At 54.2% G+C, this 18632-nt stretch carries 18 protein-coding genes and 4 tRNA genes; 11 read left to right on the plus strand and 11 right to left on the minus strand.

The window, feature by feature from the left end:
- The first annotated feature begins 25 nt into the window (after window positions 1-25).
- From K5Y30_RS14565 to K5Y30_RS14595, 7 genes are all read left to right on the plus strand, one after another.
- On the plus strand, window positions 26-1042 hold the full coding sequence (locus K5Y30_RS14565) for a sulfate ABC transporter substrate-binding protein (RefSeq protein ID WP_222211912.1): 1017 nt from the start codon (window positions 26-28) through the stop codon (window positions 1040-1042).
- Window positions 1042-1875 (plus strand): sulfate/thiosulfate ABC transporter permease CysT, encoded by an 834-nt coding sequence (cysT, locus tag K5Y30_RS14570; RefSeq protein WP_222211914.1) that lies wholly within the window; start codon window positions 1042-1044, stop codon window positions 1873-1875. The genes K5Y30_RS14565 and cysT overlap by 1 nt, the downstream gene beginning before the upstream one ends.
- Window positions 1875-2747 (plus strand): sulfate/thiosulfate ABC transporter permease CysW, encoded by an 873-nt coding sequence (gene cysW / locus K5Y30_RS14575; RefSeq protein ID WP_222211916.1) that lies wholly within the window; start codon window positions 1875-1877, stop codon window positions 2745-2747. Before cysT ends, cysW begins: the two co-directional genes overlap by 1 nt.
- Window positions 2737-3825 (plus strand): sulfate/thiosulfate ABC transporter ATP-binding protein CysA, encoded by a 1089-nt coding sequence (gene cysA / locus K5Y30_RS14580; RefSeq protein ID WP_222211918.1) that lies wholly within the window; start codon window positions 2737-2739, stop codon window positions 3823-3825. Before cysW ends, cysA begins: the two co-directional genes overlap by 11 nt.
- 72 nt (window positions 3826-3897) lie before the next feature.
- Window positions 3898-4779 carry a cysteine synthase CysM gene (cysM, locus tag K5Y30_RS14585; RefSeq protein WP_222184549.1) on the plus strand — a complete coding sequence of 294 codons (882 nt, stop codon included), beginning with the start codon at window positions 3898-3900 and terminating at the stop codon, window positions 4777-4779.
- Between the two features lie 176 nt (window positions 4780-4955).
- Complete coding sequence (locus tag K5Y30_RS14590) at window positions 4956-5636, plus strand: response regulator transcription factor (protein WP_008107810.1); 681 nt, start codon at window positions 4956-4958, stop codon at window positions 5634-5636.
- Window positions 5633-6994, plus strand: a complete 1362-nt coding sequence (locus tag K5Y30_RS14595; protein WP_222211920.1) for an ATP-binding protein — start codon at window positions 5633-5635, stop codon at window positions 6992-6994. Before K5Y30_RS14590 ends, K5Y30_RS14595 begins: the two co-directional genes overlap by 4 nt.
- A 227-nt stretch (window positions 6995-7221) precedes the next feature.
- Here the strand turns inward: K5Y30_RS14595 and crr are convergent, their stop codons facing one another.
- The 5 genes from crr to cysZ form a co-directional block, all read right to left on the minus strand.
- On the minus strand, window positions 7222-7725 hold the full coding sequence (gene crr, locus K5Y30_RS14600) for a PTS glucose transporter subunit IIA (RefSeq protein WP_008107804.1): 504 nt from the start codon (window positions 7723-7725) through the stop codon (window positions 7222-7224).
- Window positions 7726-7766: 41 nt separating this feature from the next.
- Window positions 7767-9494 carry a phosphoenolpyruvate-protein phosphotransferase PtsI gene (gene ptsI, locus K5Y30_RS14605; RefSeq protein WP_110866519.1) on the minus strand — a complete coding sequence of 576 codons (1728 nt, stop codon included), beginning with the start codon at window positions 9492-9494 and terminating at the stop codon, window positions 7767-7769.
- A gap of 157 nt (window positions 9495-9651) precedes the next feature.
- Window positions 9652-9909, minus strand: a complete 258-nt coding sequence (gene ptsH / locus K5Y30_RS14610; RefSeq protein ID WP_101763576.1) for a phosphocarrier protein Hpr — start codon at window positions 9907-9909, stop codon at window positions 9652-9654.
- Window positions 9910-10297: 388 nt separating this feature from the next.
- A complete protein-coding gene (cysK, locus tag K5Y30_RS14615) occupies window positions 10298-11269 on the minus strand; it encodes a cysteine synthase A (RefSeq protein ID WP_101763577.1) in 972 nt (323 codons plus the stop codon).
- A 140-nt stretch (window positions 11270-11409) separates the two neighbouring features.
- Window positions 11410-12168, minus strand: coding sequence for a sulfate transporter CysZ (gene cysZ, locus K5Y30_RS14620; protein ID WP_222211922.1), 759 nt, complete (start codon window positions 12166-12168; stop codon window positions 11410-11412).
- Between the two features lie 217 nt (window positions 12169-12385).
- On the opposite strand from cysZ, the gene zipA reads away from it, so the two are divergent.
- The 3 genes from zipA to K5Y30_RS14635 all read left to right on the plus strand — a co-directional run bounded on the left by zipA (window position 12386) and on the right by K5Y30_RS14635 (window position 15664).
- The gene (gene zipA / locus K5Y30_RS14625; RefSeq protein WP_222211924.1) at window positions 12386-13357 is read left to right on the plus strand and encodes a cell division protein ZipA; all 972 of its coding nucleotides are present in this window, start codon (window positions 12386-12388) and stop codon (window positions 13355-13357) included.
- Window positions 13358-13425: 68 nt separating this feature from the next.
- Window positions 13426-15444: an NAD-dependent DNA ligase LigA gene (gene ligA, locus K5Y30_RS14630; protein WP_222211926.1), complete on the plus strand. Its 2019-nt coding sequence runs from the start codon at window positions 13426-13428 to the stop codon at window positions 15442-15444.
- Window position 15445: 1 nt separating this feature from the next.
- Window positions 15446-15664, plus strand: coding sequence for a DUF3820 family protein (locus tag K5Y30_RS14635; RefSeq protein WP_101763581.1), 219 nt, complete (start codon window positions 15446-15448; stop codon window positions 15662-15664).
- Window positions 15665-15695: 31 nt separating this feature from the next.
- On the opposite strand, the gene K5Y30_RS14640 is transcribed toward K5Y30_RS14635, so the two are convergent.
- Window positions 15696-16697 carry a bile acid:sodium symporter family protein gene (locus tag K5Y30_RS14640; RefSeq protein WP_101763582.1) on the minus strand — a complete coding sequence of 334 codons (1002 nt, stop codon included), beginning with the start codon at window positions 16695-16697 and terminating at the stop codon, window positions 15696-15698.
- Between the two features lie 101 nt (window positions 16698-16798).
- Between K5Y30_RS14640 and K5Y30_RS14645 the strand changes: the two genes are divergently transcribed.
- Entirely contained in the window at window positions 16799-17719 is a 921-nt protein-coding gene (locus tag K5Y30_RS14645; RefSeq protein ID WP_101763583.1) for a LysR family transcriptional regulator, read from the plus strand.
- Here the strand turns inward: K5Y30_RS14645 and K5Y30_RS14650 are convergent.
- From K5Y30_RS14650 to K5Y30_RS14670, 5 genes are all read right to left on the minus strand, one after another.
- Window positions 17716-18045 (minus strand): FlxA-like family protein, encoded by a 330-nt coding sequence (locus K5Y30_RS14650; protein WP_101763584.1) that lies wholly within the window; start codon window positions 18043-18045, stop codon window positions 17716-17718. The genes K5Y30_RS14645 and K5Y30_RS14650 overlap by 4 nt on opposite strands.
- Before the next feature lie 159 nt (window positions 18046-18204).
- Window positions 18205-18280 (minus strand) — tRNA-Lys (locus K5Y30_RS14655).
- Window positions 18281-18284: 4 nt separating this feature from the next.
- Window positions 18285-18360 (minus strand) — tRNA-Val (locus K5Y30_RS14660).
- Between the two features lie 41 nt (window positions 18361-18401).
- Window positions 18402-18477, minus strand: a tRNA-Val gene (locus K5Y30_RS14665).
- Window positions 18478-18526: 49 nt separating this feature from the next.
- A tRNA-Val gene (locus tag K5Y30_RS14670) sits at window positions 18527-18602 on the minus strand.
- Window positions 18603-18632: the final 30 nt, after the last annotated feature.

Raw genomic sequence — 18632 nt, forward strand, 5'->3', positions numbered from 1 at the left:
TAACTGCCGTCTTTCAGGGTGCAGCATGACACTTCCGATTTCGAAAAAATGGCTTGGCGGTATCGCGCTGTCGTGTGCTTTAGCCGGTGCGGCGCAAGCGACCGAGTTGCTGAATAGCTCTTACGACGTTTCGCGCGAACTGTTCGTTGCCCTTAATGCACCCTTTGAAAAACAGTGGGACGCTGCCCATCCCAATGACAAACTGACCATCAAGCAGTCGCACGCCGGTTCTTCTAAGCAGGCGCTGGCGATTCTGCAAGGGCTGCGCGCCGATGTGGTGACCTACAATCAGGTGACAGATGTGCAGGTGCTGCACGACAAAGGCCAACTGATTCCCGCTGACTGGCAACAACGTCTGCCAAACAGCAGTTCACCGTTTTACTCCACCATGGCGTTTCTGGTGCGTAAAGGTAACCCGAAGCAGATTCACAGCTGGGCCGATCTGGCGCGCGATAACGTGAAGCTGATTTTCCCTAACCCAAAAACCTCGGGTAACGGCCGCTACACTTATCTCGCCGCGTGGGGTGCGGCCGATCAGGCGGATGGCAAAGATAAAGCCAAAACTGAAGCCTTTATGGCGAAGTTCCTCAAGAACGTGGAAGTGTTTGATACCGGCGGTCGCGGTGCGACCACCACCTTTGCCGAGCGCGGTCTGGGCGATGTGCTGATCAGCTTTGAATCGGAAGTGAATAACATCCGTAATCAGTACGGTAAAGACGACTACGAAGTGATCGTGCCAAAAACCAATATTCTGGCGGAGTTCCCGGTGGCGTGGGTCGACAAAAATGTCGAGCACAACGGCACCATCGACGCGGCCAAAGCCTATCTGAATTATCTCTACACGCCTGAAGCGCAGAAAATCATCACTAATTATTATTATCGCGTGAATAACCCGCAGCTGATGGCGGAGCAGAAAGATCGCTTCCCGCAGACAGAACTGTTCCACGTCAAAGACGCCTTTGGCGGCTGGGATAACGTGATGAAAGTCCATTTTGCCAATGACGGTGAGCTGGACAAATTACTGGCAGCGGGGCGCGGTTAATGTTCGCGCTCGCTCAAAAACGTGTTTTGCCGGGCTTTGGATTGAGCCTCGGCACCAGCTTACTCTTCACCTGTCTGATTCTGCTGCTGCCGATCAGCGCGCTGCTGATGCAGTTGTCGCAGATGACGCTGGCGCAATACTGGGCGGTGATTAGCCATCCACAGCTGATCGCCGCGTATAAAGTGACGATTCTGGCGGCGGGCGTGGCCTCGCTGTTCAACGCCGTATTCGGCATGCTGATGGCGTGGATTCTGACGCGTTATCGCTTCCCCGGCCGCACGCTGCTGGATGGTTTGATGGATCTGCCGTTTGCGCTGCCGACTGCGGTGGCAGGTTTAACGCTGGCGGGTCTGTTTTCGGTCAACGGCTGGTACGGTCAGTGGCTGGCGCATTTTGATATTAAAGTCTCTTACACCTGGATCGGCATCGCTGTGGCGATGGCCTTTACCAGCATTCCGTTTGTGGTGCGTACCGTGCAGCCGGTGCTGGAAGAGTTAGGTCCGGAATATGAAGAAGCCGCGGAAACGCTGGGCGCAACGCGCTGGCAGAGCTTCCGTCGCGTGGTGCTGCCAGAAGTGGCGCCGGCATTGCTGGCCGGCACTGCGCTGTCGTTTACCCGCAGCATCGGTGAGTTTGGCGCGGTAATCTTTATCGCCGGCAACATCGCCTGGAAAACGGAAGTGACCTCGCTGATGATTTTTGTGCGTCTGCAGGAGTTTGATTATCCGGCGGCGAGCGCCATCGCCTCGGTGATCATGGCGGCTTCTTTGCTGCTGCTGTTCGCGATTAACACCTTGCAGAGCCGCTTCGGCCGTCGCTTAGGAGGCCACTGATGGCGGAGATTTCACACATCAATCACGCTGACCGCCAGCCAACCAACTGGGGCAAGTGGCTGCTGATTGGCATCGGTGCGCTGGTTTCCATCCTGCTGCTGGTGGTGCCGATGGTTTCCATCTTCTGGGAAGCCCTCAACCAGGGTTTGGTTGCCTCGCTGAGTAACCTGAAAGATGGCGACATGCTGCATGCCATCTGGCTGACCATTTTAGTGGCGCTGATTACCGTGCCGGTCAACATGGTGTTCGGTACGCTGCTGGCGTGGCTGGTGACGCGCTTCACCTTCCCAGGCCGCCAGCTGCTGTTGACACTGTTTGATATCCCGTTTGCGGTGTCGCCGGTAGTTGCTGGTTTGATGTATCTGCTGTTCTGGGGCGTCAACGGTCCTGCGGGTGGCTGGCTGGATGCGCACAATATTCAGATTATGTTCTCCTGGCCGGGCATGGTGCTGGCCACCATCTTCGTTACCTGTCCGTTTGTGGTGCGTGAGTTGGTGCCGGTGATGCTGAGTCAGGGCAGTCACGAAGATGAAGCGGCGGTGCTGCTGGGCGCATCCGGCTGGCAGATGTTCCGCCGCGTGACGTTGCCGAATATCCGCTGGGCGCTGATGTACGGCGTGGTGCTGACCAATGCACGAGCGATTGGTGAATTTGGTGCGGTCTCGGTGGTTTCGGGATCGATTCGCGGCGAAACCTATACCTTGCCGCTTCAGGTTGAATTACTGCATCAGGATTACAATACCGTGGGCGCCTTTACTGCCGCCGCGCTGCTGACCCTGATGGCAATCGTAACGCTGTTTCTGAAAAGCGTGGTGCAGTGGCGATTAGAGCATCAGCAGAAGCGCCTACAGGAGGAAAATCATGAGCATTGAGATTAAACAAATTAACAAAGCGTTTGACCGCACTTCGGTACTGAACGACATCTCTCTGGACATTCCTTCCGGCAAGATGGTGGCGCTGCTGGGCCCATCCGGTTCCGGTAAAACCACGCTGTTGCGCATCATCGCAGGGCTTGAGCACCAGAATAGCGGACAGATCCATTTCAATGGTAAAGACGTCAGCCGCATCCATGCGCGCGATCGTCAGGTGGGCTTTGTGTTCCAGCACTACGCGCTGTTCCGCCACATGACGGTGTTCGACAACATCGCCTTTGGCCTGACGGTGCTGCCGCGCCGTGAACGTCCGAATGCCGCAGAGATCAAAAAACGCGTCACGCGTCTGCTGGAGATGGTGCAGCTGGCACATCTGGCCAACCGTTTCCCGGCGCAGCTGTCGGGCGGGCAGAAACAGCGTGTGGCGCTGGCGCGTGCGCTGGCCGTTGAGCCGCAAATTCTGCTGCTGGATGAGCCGTTTGGCGCGCTTGATGCGCAGGTGCGTAAAGAGCTGCGTCGCTGGTTGCGTCAGCTGCATGAAGAGTTGAAATTCACCAGCGTGTTCGTGACCCACGACCAGGAAGAAGCGATGGAAGTGGCGGACACCGTGGTGGTGATGAGCCAGGGCAATATCGAACAGGTTGGTACGCCAGATGATGTTTGGCGCGATCCGTCGACGCGCTTTGTGCTCGAATTCCTCGGTGAAGTGAATCGCTTTGCAGGCGAAGTGCACGGCTCGCAGTTCCATGTGGCCGCGCATCGCTGGCCGCTGGGCTATACGCCGGCGCATCAGGGCGAAGTTGAACTGTTCCTACGTCCGTGGGAAATCGATATTTCACGCCAGAGCAGCCTGGAAACGCCTTTGCCGGTGCAGGTGCTGGAGATCAGCCCGCGCGGCCACTTCTGGCAGTTGGTGGTGCAGCCGAGCGGCTGGCAGGGCGAGGTGTTCTCCGTGGTGTTCGACGGCGATCACCATGCGCCGATGCGTGGTGAACGCCTGTTCGTTGGCCTGCAACAGGCGCGAATTTACCATGGCACTACGCCGCTGCGCCCGGTTGCCTTTGCCGAGAGCGCCTGATATTTTTGACACTCCTTCGGGCGGGACTTTCCCGCCCGTTTTATTTGCACTTCTTTCGTCTGGAATCAAACCGTGACCACACTGGAAAATACCATCGGCAATACGCCGTTGATTAAGTTGCAGCGCCTGACGCCTGATAACGGCAGCGAGATCTGGCTAAAGCTGGAAGGCAACAATCCAGCCGGTTCCGTCAAAGATCGTGCGGCCTGGTCGATGATTCATCAGGCGGAGTTGCGCGGTGACATCAAACCGGGCGATACCTTAATTGAAGCCACCAGTGGCAACACCGGCATTGCGCTGGCGATGATCGCCGCGATGAAGGGCTACAAGCTGCGCCTGCTGATGCCCGATAACATGAGCCAGGAACGCCAGGATGCGATGCGCGCCTACGGCGCTGAATTGCTGCTGGTATCGCGCGATCAGGGCATGGAAGGGGCACGCGATTGGGCGCAGGCGATGGCCGATCGCGGCGAAGGACGCGTGCTGGATCAGTTCAACAATCCCGATAATCCGCTGGGCCACTATCTCACTACGGGCCCGGAAATCTGGCAGCAAAGCGCGGGCCGCATGACGCATTTTGTCTCCAGCATGGGCACCACCGGCACCATTACCGGCGTTGGACGTTACCTGAAAGAGTTCGCGCCAGCGGTGCAGATAATTGGCCTGCAGCCACAAGAGGGCAGCAGCATTCCCGGTATACGTCGCTGGCCGGAAGCCTATCTGCCCGGCATCTTCCGCCCGGAGTTAGTGGATGAGGTAATAGATATGGCGCAGCGCGAGGCGGAAGAGACCATGCGCGCGCTGGCGCAGCGTGAAGGGATTTTCTGTGGCGTCAGCTCTGGCGGCGCGGTGGCCGGCGCATTGCGTATCGCCACGGCCCAGCCTGGCAGCGTGGTGGTGGCGATTGTGTGCGATCGCGGCGACCGCTATCTCTCAACCGGCGTTTTCCACTGATCCCACTTTCCCACCGATGATTTGGCCTGCGCGTACTGTGATGGTACGTCCAGGCCATTTTTGTCTATAGTCTTCGTAATAATCGTCTGACGTAAGCAACGTAAGGATCGCGTAAAACCGGCTGCGTTCGTTGTGGACTCAGGACAAAATAGCGGCAATTTACACGAGAGATAACGATGAAAATTCTGCTGGTTGATGATGATGTAGAACTTGGCACCATGTTGAGCCAATACCTGATTGCTGAAGGTTTTGAAACACAACTGGTTTTAACCGGTAGCGCCGGTGTGGAAGGCGCGTTATCGGGCAACTATACCGCAATGATTCTCGACATCATGCTGCCTGATATGAGCGGCATCGATGTTTTGCGCCAGGTGCGGCAGAACAGCCGGTTACCGGTGATTATGCTGACGGCGAAAGGCGACAATATTGATCGGGTGATCGGCCTGGAAATGGGTGCGGATGATTACATGCCGAAACCGTGCTATCCGCGTGAACTGGTGGCCCGTCTGCGCGCCGTGCTGCGTCGCTTTGAAGATCAGACTCCGCTGCCGGATAAGAAAGAGCTGCTGCGCTGGGGCGATCTCAGCCTCAATCCCGCCACGCGTATTACCGAATGGCAGGGCAAAGCGTTCGATCTGACGGCTTCAGAGTTTAACTTGCTGGATTTGCTGCTGCGTGCGCCGGATCGCGTGGTGTCGAAAGATGAGCTGTCGGAAAAAGGCCTTGGCCGTCCGCGCGAAGCTTACGATCGTAGCGTTGATGTGCATATCAGCAACATCCGTCAAAAGCTGGCTGCCTTAACCGCCGACAGCGTCAACATTGAAACTGTGCGCAGTATTGGTTATCGCATTCGATGAAACACAGCTATCGCGGCCGCATGTTCTGGAAGATTTTGCTAGGCTTCTGGATTGTGTTTGTCATCATCAGCCAACTGTTGTGGCTAGGCTTTACGCTCTCCGGTAATCGACATGAGCCGCCAGAGCTGGTGGCGATTCGGCGTATCGTTAATCTGCAAATGGCGTCAGCGGTTTCAGTACTGGAGCGCGGTGGTCCCAGCTCGCTTGATGACATGATGGCCGACTGGGAACCGAACGATCGGCAATTCTTCTCGGTGATCCAGCACGAAAAGCCCGCTGCGACGCCCAACAATGCGCCGCCAGAAAGCATCAACGAACCCTTTCAGGGACCGTTTCCTGATGTGATTGTGCGCTGGGTAAAAGGGCAGGATGGCAAACAGTACGAGCTGCGTTACGACGTTAAAGGTCTGCGCGAAGACAGCTCAATGGGCGGCGGCCGCCCGCGCCGCATCCTGAATATCCCCGAACCGATGTTTACCTTCGCTGGCGCATTGGGGCTGCTGTTTAGCCTGCTGCTGGCGTGGAACCTGACGCGACCAATGCGGCAGCTGCGTGAGGGCTTTGCGCGCGTCTCCAGCGGTGATTTGTCGGTACGGCTCTATCCGGTGATGCGTAAACGCCATGATGAGCTCTCGAACGTTGCGCAGGATTTTGATGCGATGGTGGAGCGCCTCGATACGCTGGTGAAAGCGCGTGAGGAGCTGCTGCATGATATCTCCCATGAGCTGCGCTCACCGCTGGCGAGATTGCAGCTGGCGACCGGCCTGGCGCGCCAGACGCCAGAATCTGTGGAATCCTCGCTTAATCGCATTGATGAGGAAGCGCGACGCCTCGACAAGATGATTGGCGAGCTGCTGACGCTTTCGCGTGCTGAGCACGAAAGTATGCCGGGCGAACAGTATTTCGATCTCACCGGCTTGCTGCATGCGGTGGTCACCGATGTGCGCTACGAGGCGCAGATTCCCGGCGTGAAGGTCGATTTTCAGGTGGATGATAATGCGGATTACACCGTTCACGGCAATGCTGAGCTGATTCGCCGTGGCGTGGAGAATGTGCTGCGCAATGCGCTGCGTTTCTCGCACAAAGGGCAGCACATCAACGTGCGGCTGCAGGCGGAAAATCAGTGGCTGGCAATTAGCGTGCGCGATCAAGGGCCGGGCGTTGATGAAGAGAAGCTTTCGAGCATTTTCGATCCTTTTGTCCGCGTGAATTCTCCGCTGATGGGCAAAGGCTACGGTTTGGGGTTATCGATTGTGCGTAAGGTGATTCTGGCGCATCACGGTGAAGTTCAGGCGGTTAATCGCCCGGAAGGTGGTCTGGAGCTGACGTTAAGGCTGCCGCGCTGGAAACCGGAATAAGGCTTGGTGCACTAGGTCAGGACGATGGGGCAGATCGTAAAGACGGCATAAACCGTCCCTGGGCCTCGGCTCGCGCCTTCCCTGGCACGAGACGCTTTACTCTTCTGCCCCGTCGTCCCGACCTCTTTCCGCATTGTGCGCGCTGAAAGAGGCAAGGGTAGGGCAGTCTCAAACAAAAACGGCACCCATTGGGTGCCGTTTTACAATTCTCACGAATCAGCCAAAGCTTACTTCTTGATGCGGATAACCGGAGTCTCGCCCACAGTTACCTGACCGGAGAGCTTGATCAGATCTTTAATCTCGTCCATGTTCGAGATTACAACCGGCGTCAGCGTGGATTTAGCTTTCTCTTCCAGCAGTGCCAGATCAAACTCGATCACCACGTCGCCTTTCTTAACCTTCTGGCCTTCTTCAGCGATGCGTTTGAAACCTTCACCTTTGAGCTCAACCGTGTCGATACCGAAGTGAACAAACAGTTCGATACCGTTATCAGACTCGATTGAAAATGCGTGGTTAGTTTCGAAAATCTTGCCGATAGTACCATCAACCGGTGCAACCATTTTGTTGCCGGTTGGTTTGATTGCGATACCGTCACCCACGATTTTCTCAGCGAATACCACATCAGGTACGTCTTCGATATTTACGATTTCGCCTGACAGAGGCGCAACGATATCAATAGTGCCTGACGCGCTCTCTGATTTTTCGCCAAAAAGTTTAGAAAACAAACCCATGATCTTCTCCTAAGCAGTAATTTGAGGCTAGCGTCCGTGGATCAGCAGAGCGTTTTTTCTTTAATGAACTTGTTGACCAAATTCATCAAATCATCCGCTGTTGGTTGATCCAGAGCCTGCTCCGCCAATGCCTTCGCATCTTCGAAATTAGTATTACGAATGATTTTCTTGATGCTTGGGATTGAAATGGCGCTCATGCTGAATTCGTCCAGCCCCATTCCCAGTAACAGTAGTGTAGCACGTTCATCACCAGCCAGCTCACCACACATGCCGGTCCATTTCCCTTCGGCATGTGATGCGTCGATCACTTGCTTGATGAGGCCAAGAACAGACGGCGTCATTGGGTTATAGAGGTGTGAAATCAAATCATTACCACGATCGACCGCCAGAGTATACTGCGTCAGGTCATTTGTCCCAATACTAAAGAAGTCGACTTCTTTCGCCAGATGGCGAGCAATCACTGCGGATGCTGGCGTTTCAACCATGATGCCGACTTCGATGGTCTCATCAAAGGATTTGCCTTCTTCACGCAGTTGCGCTTTCAACAGCTCCAGTTCGCCTTTCAGAATGCGAACTTCTTCTACTGAAATGATCATTGGGAACATGATGCGCAGTTTACCGAATGAGGATGCACGCAGAATCGCGCGCAGCTGCGCATGCAGAATCTCTTTACGGTCCATGGCGATACGAATCGCGCGCCAGCCGAGGAACGGGTTGTCTTCTTTCGGCAGGTTCATGTAAGGCAGATCTTTGTCGCCGCCGATGTCCATGGTACGCACGATAACCGCCTGCGAACCCACGGCTTCAGCCACGGCTTTATACGCCTGGAATTGTTCTTCTTCGGTTGGCAGTGAATCACGGTCCATAAACAGGAACTCGGTACGATACAGGCCAACACCTTCCGCACCGTTGCGTTCAGCACCGGCAACATCACGCACGGTACCGATGTTAGCGCAGACTTCAACCTGATGGCCGTCCAGCGTAATGGCTGGCAGATCTTTCAGTTTCGCCAGTTCATGCTTTTCAGACAGATATTGAGTCTGAATTGCTTTCAATTCTTCCTGCACGTCATCAGTTGGATTGACGTAAATTTTGTTGTTCACGCCATCAATGATCAGGAAATCACCGTTTTTCACGGTGGCAGTCACGTTGCCGGTGCCGACAATCGCAGGTAGCTCAAGCGAACGCGCCATGATCGAGGTGTGAGATGTACGCCCACCCAGATCGGTAATAAAGCCCAGCACCTTTTTCAGGTTCAGCTGTGCGGTTTCTGACGGCGTTAAATCTTTCGCCACCAGAATAGATTCGTCAGCAATCGCACTCAGGTCGACAATGTGCAGACCGAGAATGTTCTGCAGCAGACGCTTACCAATATCACGTACGTCAGCCGCACGCTCTTTCAGGTATTCGTCATCCAGCTCTTCCAGTGCAACGGCCTGGCCTTCAATCACGGTGTGAGCAGCGGCGTCCGCGGTAGCATGGTCTTTCTTGATGAGGTCGATGATTTCCTGCTCAAGCTCTTCGTCTTCGAGCAGCATGATGTGACCTTCAAAGATCGCCGCTTTCTCTTCACCGAAGGTTTCACCGGCTTTAATGCGAATGGCTTCGAGCTGTGAAGCAGCTTTGCTGCGTCCATCAAGGAAGCGCTGAACTTCCTGCTCAACCTGATCGTCAGTAATTTTTTTACGGCTGATGACGATCTCATCTTCCTTCAGCAAAAGTGCGTTGCCGAAAGCGATACCCGGTGATGCTAAAATGCCTGAAATCATAACCCTACCTTTTAATCACGATGGCTCATTGACCCGATGCGTCGCCACTGTCGCGGAGCAGTACTCTAAAGATGCAATAACGCGGACAGATTGTCCGCGATCAAGATATTTGCACTCAATGGGGCAAAGGGGTCGGTTTAGTTGCGAACTGAGCCGGTTACTCCAGCTCAGCCATCAGCTTGACCAGGTGCTCAACCGCTTGCTGCTCGTCTTCACCTTCAGCAGACAGCGTAACAACCGTACCTTGAGTCAGACCCAAAGTCTGCAGTTTAAACAGGCTTTTCGCGCTGGCAGATTTGCCATTAGAGGTCACATTGATTTCTGACTTAAAAGCCTTTGCTTCTTTGACGAACTGGGCTGCAGGACGAGTATGAAGGCCGTTAGGTGCGGTAATGGTAACTTCTTGCTGGAACATTCTATTTCCCCAACTTTATCAGGTTTGGTGTTATGGATCTAAAGTCTAGCCTGGAGCCGTAACTTTAGCCTGTGTAGGTGCGCTGGTATGGCTTTAAGCTCACCATAAAATGCGCTCGAATGAGTACGTCATTAACAGTGACAGATCAAAAACTGCACGAATGCGTCACTCTTCTCATTATGCCGTGATTCGCCGTTTCGCCAAATCAGTAAATCGATTCAGCTTGATCCACTTCAAAGGCAGATTAATTTCAGGCACCGAAATAATTGGAAGCTTAAATACCAGAGCCGCATCACTGAAAGCAATCTGTCTGGTGATAAAAGTGAGATCTGCACCACAAAAAAGCACCCATTCGGGTGCTTTTTTCGTCAGTTTCAGACTTTCAGCATCACTGCTGAAGTTCTTTCTCAGTGAAGAGATCGGCAAACAGCGCGGTACTTAAATAACGTTCGCCGGAGGAGGGCAGAATCACCACGATGTTCTTGTTGGCGAAGGCTTCATCTTCTTGCAGCTTCAGCGCGGCAGCAACGGCAGCACCTGAAGAGATACCTGCTAAAATACCTTCTTCTTCCATCAGCTTACGGGCGGTGCTAATGGCTTCTTCATTGGTGATCGCCACTACGCGGTCGATCAATTCCAGATCAAGATTGCCAGGAATGAAGCCGGCACCGATGCCCTGGATTTTATGTGGGCCTGGTTTGATCTCTTCGCCCGCCAGTGCCTGAGCAATAACCGGTGAATCGGTTGGCTCAACGGCAACGGTAATCAACTCGGTCTTGCCTTTGGTATTCTTGATGTAGCGGCTCACGCCTGTCAGCGTACCGCCGGTGCCCACGCCCGCAATAAACACGTCCACTTCGCCGTCGGTGTCTTCCCAAATTTCTGGACCGGTGGTTTTTTCGTGGATTTCCGGGTTGGCTGGGTTGCTGAACTGCTGCAACAGCACATATTTGTCCGGATCGCTGGCGACAATCTCTTCCGCCTTCGCGATGGCACCTTTCATGCCTTTAGGACCTTCGGTTAGCACCAGGTTAGCTCCCAGCGCTTTCAGGAGTTTGCGGCGCTCAATTGACATGGTTTCTGGCATGGTTAGCGTCAGCTTGTAACCGCGCGCTGCGGCGACGTAAGCCAGCGCAATACCGGTGTTACCGCTGGTTGGTTCAACCAGCTCAACGCCCGGCTTCAAAATACCGCGTTTTTCCGCGTCCCAAATCATATTGGCACCGATACGGCATTTGATGCTGAAGCTCGGGTTGCGCGACTCGACCTTAGCCAGAATGCGGCCGTTACCGATGCGGTTCAGTCGAACCAGCGGCGTATGACCAATTGTCAGAGAGTTGTCTTCATAGATCTTACTCATAGCTCGTCCTTAACTGTATGAAATATTGGGAACCCTCAGAGCATACCTTTTCTAATGATGTGCGGAAGGAAAGAAATCGCATATCTATATAGCGCACAACCATAAGCCTTACGCAAAAATGCATAAGACGATTTAAAGCTTTAGCGGCGCGCATGTTGTGCATGATAACGATCCACCCACATGGCCGTTGCACCGCATACCGCAACCGGCAGAATCGCCAGATTGATAATCGGGATCATGGTGAACAGGCTAACCAGCGCACCAAATTGCATATTTGCGCTTTTGTGCTGGCTCAACGCCTGGCGCATCTGCTGGAAACTCACTTTGTGGTTATCAAATGGGTAGTCGCAATACTGCACGGACAGCATCCACGCACTGAATAAAAACCATAGAACGGGCGCCACCGTTTGTCCAAAGCCGGGGATAAAGTGCAGCAACAGCAAACCAAGCGCACGCGGCAAATAGTAGCCGAGCTTCTGAAACTCTCGCTTCATGATGCGCGGTATGTCTTTTATCAGGCCCACCCAACCGCTATCTGGTAATGGCGTTCCGGTCAATCGCCCTTCAAGCTGCTCGGCGAGCAAGCCACAGAAGGGCGCGGCAATCAGATTTGCCAGAGTCGAAAAGAAGTAACTGAATACCAACACAATCGAAATCACTGAGAGCGGCCATAGCAGATAACTCAGCCACTGCAGCCAGTCGGGGATATGTGACATTAAAGCCGGGATCCACTGCCCCAAGCGCTGAAACAACCAGATAAAGGCACCGCCAAGCAGCACGATGTTGATCAGTAGCGGCATGATGACATAGCGACGAATGCCGGGCAGGCGCACCAATTTCCATCCTTCAGCGAAGTAGTGAACACCATTAAATGTTGAGACCGAATTTCCTGCGGGCATAGCGAGCCTTTCTCCTAAATATAGCGGCGCGACCATCATAACCTGGCTTTTTATCGGCTTCAGGCAGTGTTTGCGCGAAAAAACAGCAAAAAAGCGTGGGGCAGCTATCTAATTTGTCAGAAAATACTGCACAGACTTGCACTTGTTTAGCTGGGCAAATACAGTTAGAGGATAAAGTTTGCCGTGGTGGCAAGGTATTGGAACAACAGAGAATACAATGATGCAGGATTTGCGTCTGATATTAATCGTTGTTGGCGCGATCGCCATAATAGCGCTGCTACTTCATGGACTGTGGACCAGCCGTAAAGAGCGCTCCTCCGTGTTTCGTGATCGCCCGCACAAACGTCTGAAACAGCGCGAAGAAGCCGATGAAGATCTGCTGAGCGAAGAAGATGATGGCGTCGGCGAAGTCCGTGTACGTCGTCCTCGTGATGCGGATGAAGAACCTGAATTCACTGCACGTCCAGCGAGCGCGCCGCGTGCGCCTGAACCTGTACGTCAACCGGCATCACGTCAGGCTGACCCATTATTAGGCGATCCGCTGCTGGATGACGAGCCAGACGTGCGTAAGCCGGCTGCGCCGCAAGCGCCAGTGGCGAAGCCAGCGCCTGCACCACAACCAATTCAGGCCGATCCATTGCTGGATAACGAACCGCTTTCCGCGACTCAACCTGCACCTGAATTCCTCGCCGCAGAAGAGCCAGAATTCGAACCTGAAGCGCCAGTTGCACATCAACCAGAAGCGCCACAGCCAGCGGCTACTGCGCCTGGCAGTAAAAAAGAGGCCGTATTAGTGCTGCACGTTGCTGCACATGCGGGCGGCGAACTGAACGGTGAAGCGCTGTTGCAGGGCATCCTGCAGGCCGGATTCCAGTTTGGTGAGATGAACATTTTCCATCGCCATCTTAGCCCAGCCGGCAGCGGTCCGGTGCTGTTTAGCCTGGCGAACATGGTGAAGCCGGGTTCATTCGATCCGGATCAAATGGGGAATTTCTCAACGCCTGGCGTCTCGATCTTCATGATGGTGCCGTCGTACGGCGATGCGAATCAGAACTTCAAGCTGATGCTGCAATCCGCGCAGCGTATCGCTGATGATGTAGGCGGCGTGGTGCTAGATGATGAGCGTCGCATGATGACGCCGCAGAAGCTGGAAACCTACAAAACGCGTATTCGCGAAGTTATCGGTTAATCGCCGCTAGCTGAGTCAAAACAAATATAACCCCCGCCTGTCGGGGGTTTTTTATCGGATAAGAGACTATGAAATCGGTTCAGGAGCAGATCACCGCGCTGCGCACCACGTTACGTCACCACGAATATCTCTACCACGTGATGGATACGCCGGAAATTCCGGATGCAGAGTATGACCGATTGATGGTTCAGCTGCGCGAGCTGGAAAGCGCACATCCTGATTTGATCACCCCTGATTCACCCACCCAACGCGTGGGCGCGGCACCGCTGGCCGCTTTTGAGCAAGTACGTCATGAAGTGCCGATGTTGTCGCTGGACAACACCTTTGATGAAGCGGGCTTCCTTGCCTTCAACAAGCGTGTGCGGGATCGCCTTAAAAGCACTGACGAATTGACTTATTGCTGCGAACTCAAGCTGGATGGTTTAGCCGTGAGCTTGCTGTATGAAGATGGCCTGCTGGTGCGTGCCGCTACGCGCGGAGATGGCACCACCGGCGAGAATATCACGGCTAATGTACGCACAATTCACGCCATTCCGCTGCGTCTGCATGGCGATAACATCCCCGCACGCGTTGAAGTGCGTGGCGAAGTGTTTATCACCGAAAGCGGTTTTGAAAAACTGAATGAAGAAGCGCGTCGCACCGGCGCGAAAGTCTTTGCTAACCCACGCAACGCCGCAGCCGGTTCACTGCGCCAGCTCGATCCACGCATCACCGCTAAACGTCCACTGACCTTCTTCTGCTACGGCTTTGGTCTGCTGGAAGGCGGTGAAATGCCTGCCAGCCATTGGCAACGTCTGCAACAGTTTAAGGCGTGGGGATTGCCAGTCACCGATCGTATTCGCCTGGCACACAGCGCCGATGAAGTGCTGGCGTTTTATCGTCAGGTTGAGCAGGAGCGCCCGTCGCTCGGCTTCGATATCGATGGCGTGGTTATCAAAGTCGATTCACAGGCGCTGCAGGAGCAGCTCGGCTTTGTGGCGCGTGCGCCGCGCTGGGCTGTGGCCTTTAAATTCCCGGCGCAGGAACAGATGACGTTCGTGCGCGATGTCGAATTCCAGGTGGGCCGCACCGGCGCGATTACGCCCGTCGCGCGTCTGGAGCCGGTTCAGGTTGCGGGCGTTGTGGTAAGTAATGCCACGCTGCATAACGCCGATGAAATTGCCCGACTGGGTTTGCGCATTGGCGACAAGGTGGTGATTCGCCGCGCCGGTGACGTAATTCCGCAAGTGGTCAACGTGGTGGAGTCGGAGCGCCCGGCAGAGACGCGTGAAATCGTCTTCCCAAGTCATTGCCCGGTGTGCGGTTCAGACGTTGAACGCGTGGAAGGTGAAGTCGTGACGCGCTGCACCGGCGGCCTGATTTGTGGCGCGCAGCGTAAAGAAGCGCTTAAACATTTCGTTTCGCGTCGTGCGATGGATGTCGATGGCATGGGTGATAAGATCATCGATCAGTTGGTCGAGAAAGAGTACGTCTTAACGCCAGCCGATCTGTTCCGCCTTACTGCCGGTAAGCTAACCGGACTCGAGCGCATGGGCCCTAAATCGGCTCAGAACGTGGTTGATGCGCTGGAAAAGGCCAAATCCACCACGCTGGCACGTTTCCTCTATGCGCTGGGTATTCGCGAAGTGGGCGAAGCCACTGCCGCCAACCTTGCCAATCACTTTGGCGAGCTGGAAAAGGTGATGAACGCCGATCTCGATGCGCTGATTGAAGTACAAGATGTCGGCAAAGTGGTGGCGACGCATGTGCGTAACTTTATGGATGAAGAGAGCAACCGCGCCGTTATTCGCGATCTTACTGAAGAGATTGGCGTGCACTGGCCGCAGGTTGAAGTGGTCAATGTCGAAGAAATTGATAGTCCATTTGCCGGTAAAACCGTGGTACTGACCGGCTCTCTGTCGCAGATGAATCGCGATGATGCCAAAGAGCGTCTGGTAGCGTTGGGCGCTAAGGTGAGCGGTAGCGTGTCGAAGAAAACCGATTTGCTGATTGCGGGTGAAGCGGCCGGTTCCAAGCTGGCGAAAGCGCAGGAGCTCGGCATTCCGGTGATCGACGAAGCGGAAATGATTCGCCTGCTCGGAGCGTAATGTGGATAAACAGCAACTGGTTGAAATCGCCAATACCGTGATGCCGTTCGGCAAGTACAAGGGCAGAGCGCTGATTGATGTGCCGGAGGAGTATTTGCTGTGGTTCGCTCGCAAAGATGAATTCCCGGCCGGTAAGTTAGGCGAATTGATGCAGCTTACGCTGACCATCAAGATCGAAGGGCTGGAAGGTTTAATCAAACCGCTCAAGCGCAATGAATAATAAAACGGCCCGCTTTTGCGGGCCGTTTTATTTAGGACTTCTGCGCTTCTACTTGCTGCTGCGCCAGCCGTTTTTCATTCCCGGCTTTGTAGCGCTGGGCAATGAAAGAACACACCATTAACTGCACCTGATGGAAAATCATCAGCGGCAGCACGATTATCCCCACGGAACTGGCCGGGAAGAGGATGTTAGCCATCGGCACACCGTTCGCCAGACTCTTTTTCGAGCCACAGAACAGCACCACAATCTCGTCCGCACGGCTGAAACCAAACAGGCGCGATGCTGCCAGGTTAATCGCCAGTGCGATAAACAGCACCAGCACGCTACCAACCAGAATCCACAGCAAGGTATCCACGCCCACGCGATGCCAGATGCCGTTCACCACCGCTTCGCTGAACGCGGAGTAAACCACCAGCAGAATCGAGGTTTGGTCGGTTTTACCAATCAGGCTGCGATGTTTTTCGACCCACGCGCCAATCCAGCGACGCGACAGATGTCCTAAAACAAACGGCACCAGCAGTTGCAGCATGATTTTGCCAATCTGCTCCAGACCGTTGCCCGGCATTTCGCTGTGAACATTCATCACCAGATTCACCAGCAGCGGCGAGACAAATACGCCGAGCAGGCTGGAGGCTGAAGCCGCACATACTGCAGCGGCGACGTTGCCGCCCGCCATTGAGGTGAAGGCGATTGAGGATTGCACGGTCGCTGGCAGAATACACAGATAGATAAAGCCGGTGTAAATCTCCGGGCTGACGTTAACCGGATGCCACCAGACAATCAGCAAACCAATAATCGGGAAAATCACAAAGGTGCTGCACATAATCCACAAGTGCAAACGCCAGTGGCTGCTGCCGGCAATGATCTTCTCGCGCGACAGTTTGGCGCCATGCATAAAGAACAGCAGGGCGATGGCGGCGGTGGTCAGATATTCGAAGATATCGACAAAGACGCCTTTGGCAGGAATAAAGCTGGCCAGCAGCACGGTAATGATGAGTTTAATCATCATCGGATCGAGGCGTAAAAATCCCATTGTTAAAATCCGGTTAAATTTAAAAAATGATGGTGCTGATTGTGCGCCTGCTAGGTTTAGAAATAAAATTGATTTATTGCATCAATCTATGAGCGATATCGATGAATTACACCTTACGTCAGTTGCGTACCTTTGTCGCGGTGGCGCATCACGGCAGCTTCAGTCTGGCCGGACAAGCGATTGGTTTAAGTCAATCGGCGGTCAGCCATAGCATTAAAGAGCTGGAAGCGGAAATGGGCGTGCGCTTACTCGATCGCACTACGCGGGAAGTAATGCTGACCGAGGCGGGGCAGCAGCTGGCCACACGGCTTAACCGTCTGCTGGACGACCTCAATACCACCGTGTTGGATGTGCGCAGCTATGGCGAACAGCGCAGCGGCACGGTGCGTGTTGCCGCCAGCCAAACGCCTTCTGCCCATCTGATGCCGCAGTGCCTGGCCAGCAGCCAGCAGCGCTATCCGGATATCCGCGTCATCCTGCATGACCGCGTACAGCAATGGGTGCTGCAAAGCGTACGCAATGCGGAGGTTGATTTTGGCATTGTAATTGGCCCGCTCAACGACACTGATTTCGACAGCGAAGAGATTCTGCAGGAGCCTTTTTTACTGCTGTGTCATGAAGATGACGAGCTGGCGCAAATTGAACAGGCGCAATGGTCGATGCTGGCCGGACGCAATATGGTGCTACAGGATTATGCTTCCGGCAGTCGCGTGTTAGTTGATGCCGCGCTGCAACAGCTGGCGTTGAGTGTGCATGTGGTGCAGGAAATCGGTCATCCCGCTACGCTTTATCCGATGGTGGAAGCGGGAATTGGCATCAGCATTCTGCCTGCGCTGGCCTTGCCGTTGCCGTCAGGACGCAAACTCACGGTGCGGCGTCTTTATCCGGAAATTAATCGCAGCCTGATGCTGATAAAGCGCAAAAATCGCTCGCTGACACCCGCCGCCGAAGCGATCTGGCAGGAAGTGCGCCAGCAGGCAGCCCTGCTGACGCAACAACGCATGCTAAAGCCGGCGTTTTAAACGTACACGTTGATTTGATTGGTATCAGTTGGGCGGTTAATACCATCAGCTTTGGTGGCCGCAGGTTGCTGTGCTTCCTGTTTCTGTTGCGCTTTCTCAGCTTGCTGCTGCTCAATTTGCGCGATTTGCGCTTCAATCATTTGAATCTGTGATTGCAGCATCTGCTCCTGTTCAGACTTTTGCTCATCGGTGAGCGTATCGTCGCTGGAAAGATCTTTCAGCTGCTTAGTGATGGATTGAATCTGTTTATAGAGGCTGGCGATTTCTGAGGTAGAACCGCCGCCGCTACTTGCGGTGCTGACACTACCTACGCTGGATATAGACATGGTTTTCTCCTTGCAATAGACCATTATCGTTATCGGTCAGAGTATAAGGAGGCTTGAGGGCAGGGAGTGTTAAACTTGCGAAAAGGGGTTGTTAGGATTTGGCGCTAACCACAGATTTAACGCATAGCAAAAAGGCGCCTTTAGGGCGCCTTTCTACATTGGTGGGTCGTGCAGGATTCGAACCTGCGACCAATTGATTAAAAGTCAACTGCTCTACCAACTGAGCTAACGACCCGAAGTGGTGGGTGATGACGGGCTCGAACCGCCGACCCCCTCCTTGTAAGGGAGATGCTCTACCAACTGAGCTAATCACCCACTTCGGTACTGCTTAACAAGAGTGTCATCTGACTAAGATATGGTGGGTGATGACGGGCTCGAACCGCCGACCCCCTCCTTGTAAGGGAGATGCTCTACCAACTGAGCTAATCACCCATATCTTATCTCTTGTTCACTGCGGGCCATCTTTAAACCTTCTAAAGAGTGGTGGGTGATGACGGGCTCGAACCGCCGACCCCCTCCTTGTAAGGGAGATGCTCTACCAACTGAGCTAATCACCCCCGCTGTGTGGAGTCGCATTATAGGGATCC

This window comes from Pantoea sp. DY-5 (assembly GCF_019795955.1).
In the GTDB taxonomy this organism is placed as follows: Bacteria; Pseudomonadota; Gammaproteobacteria; order Enterobacterales; family Enterobacteriaceae; genus Pantoea; species Pantoea leporis.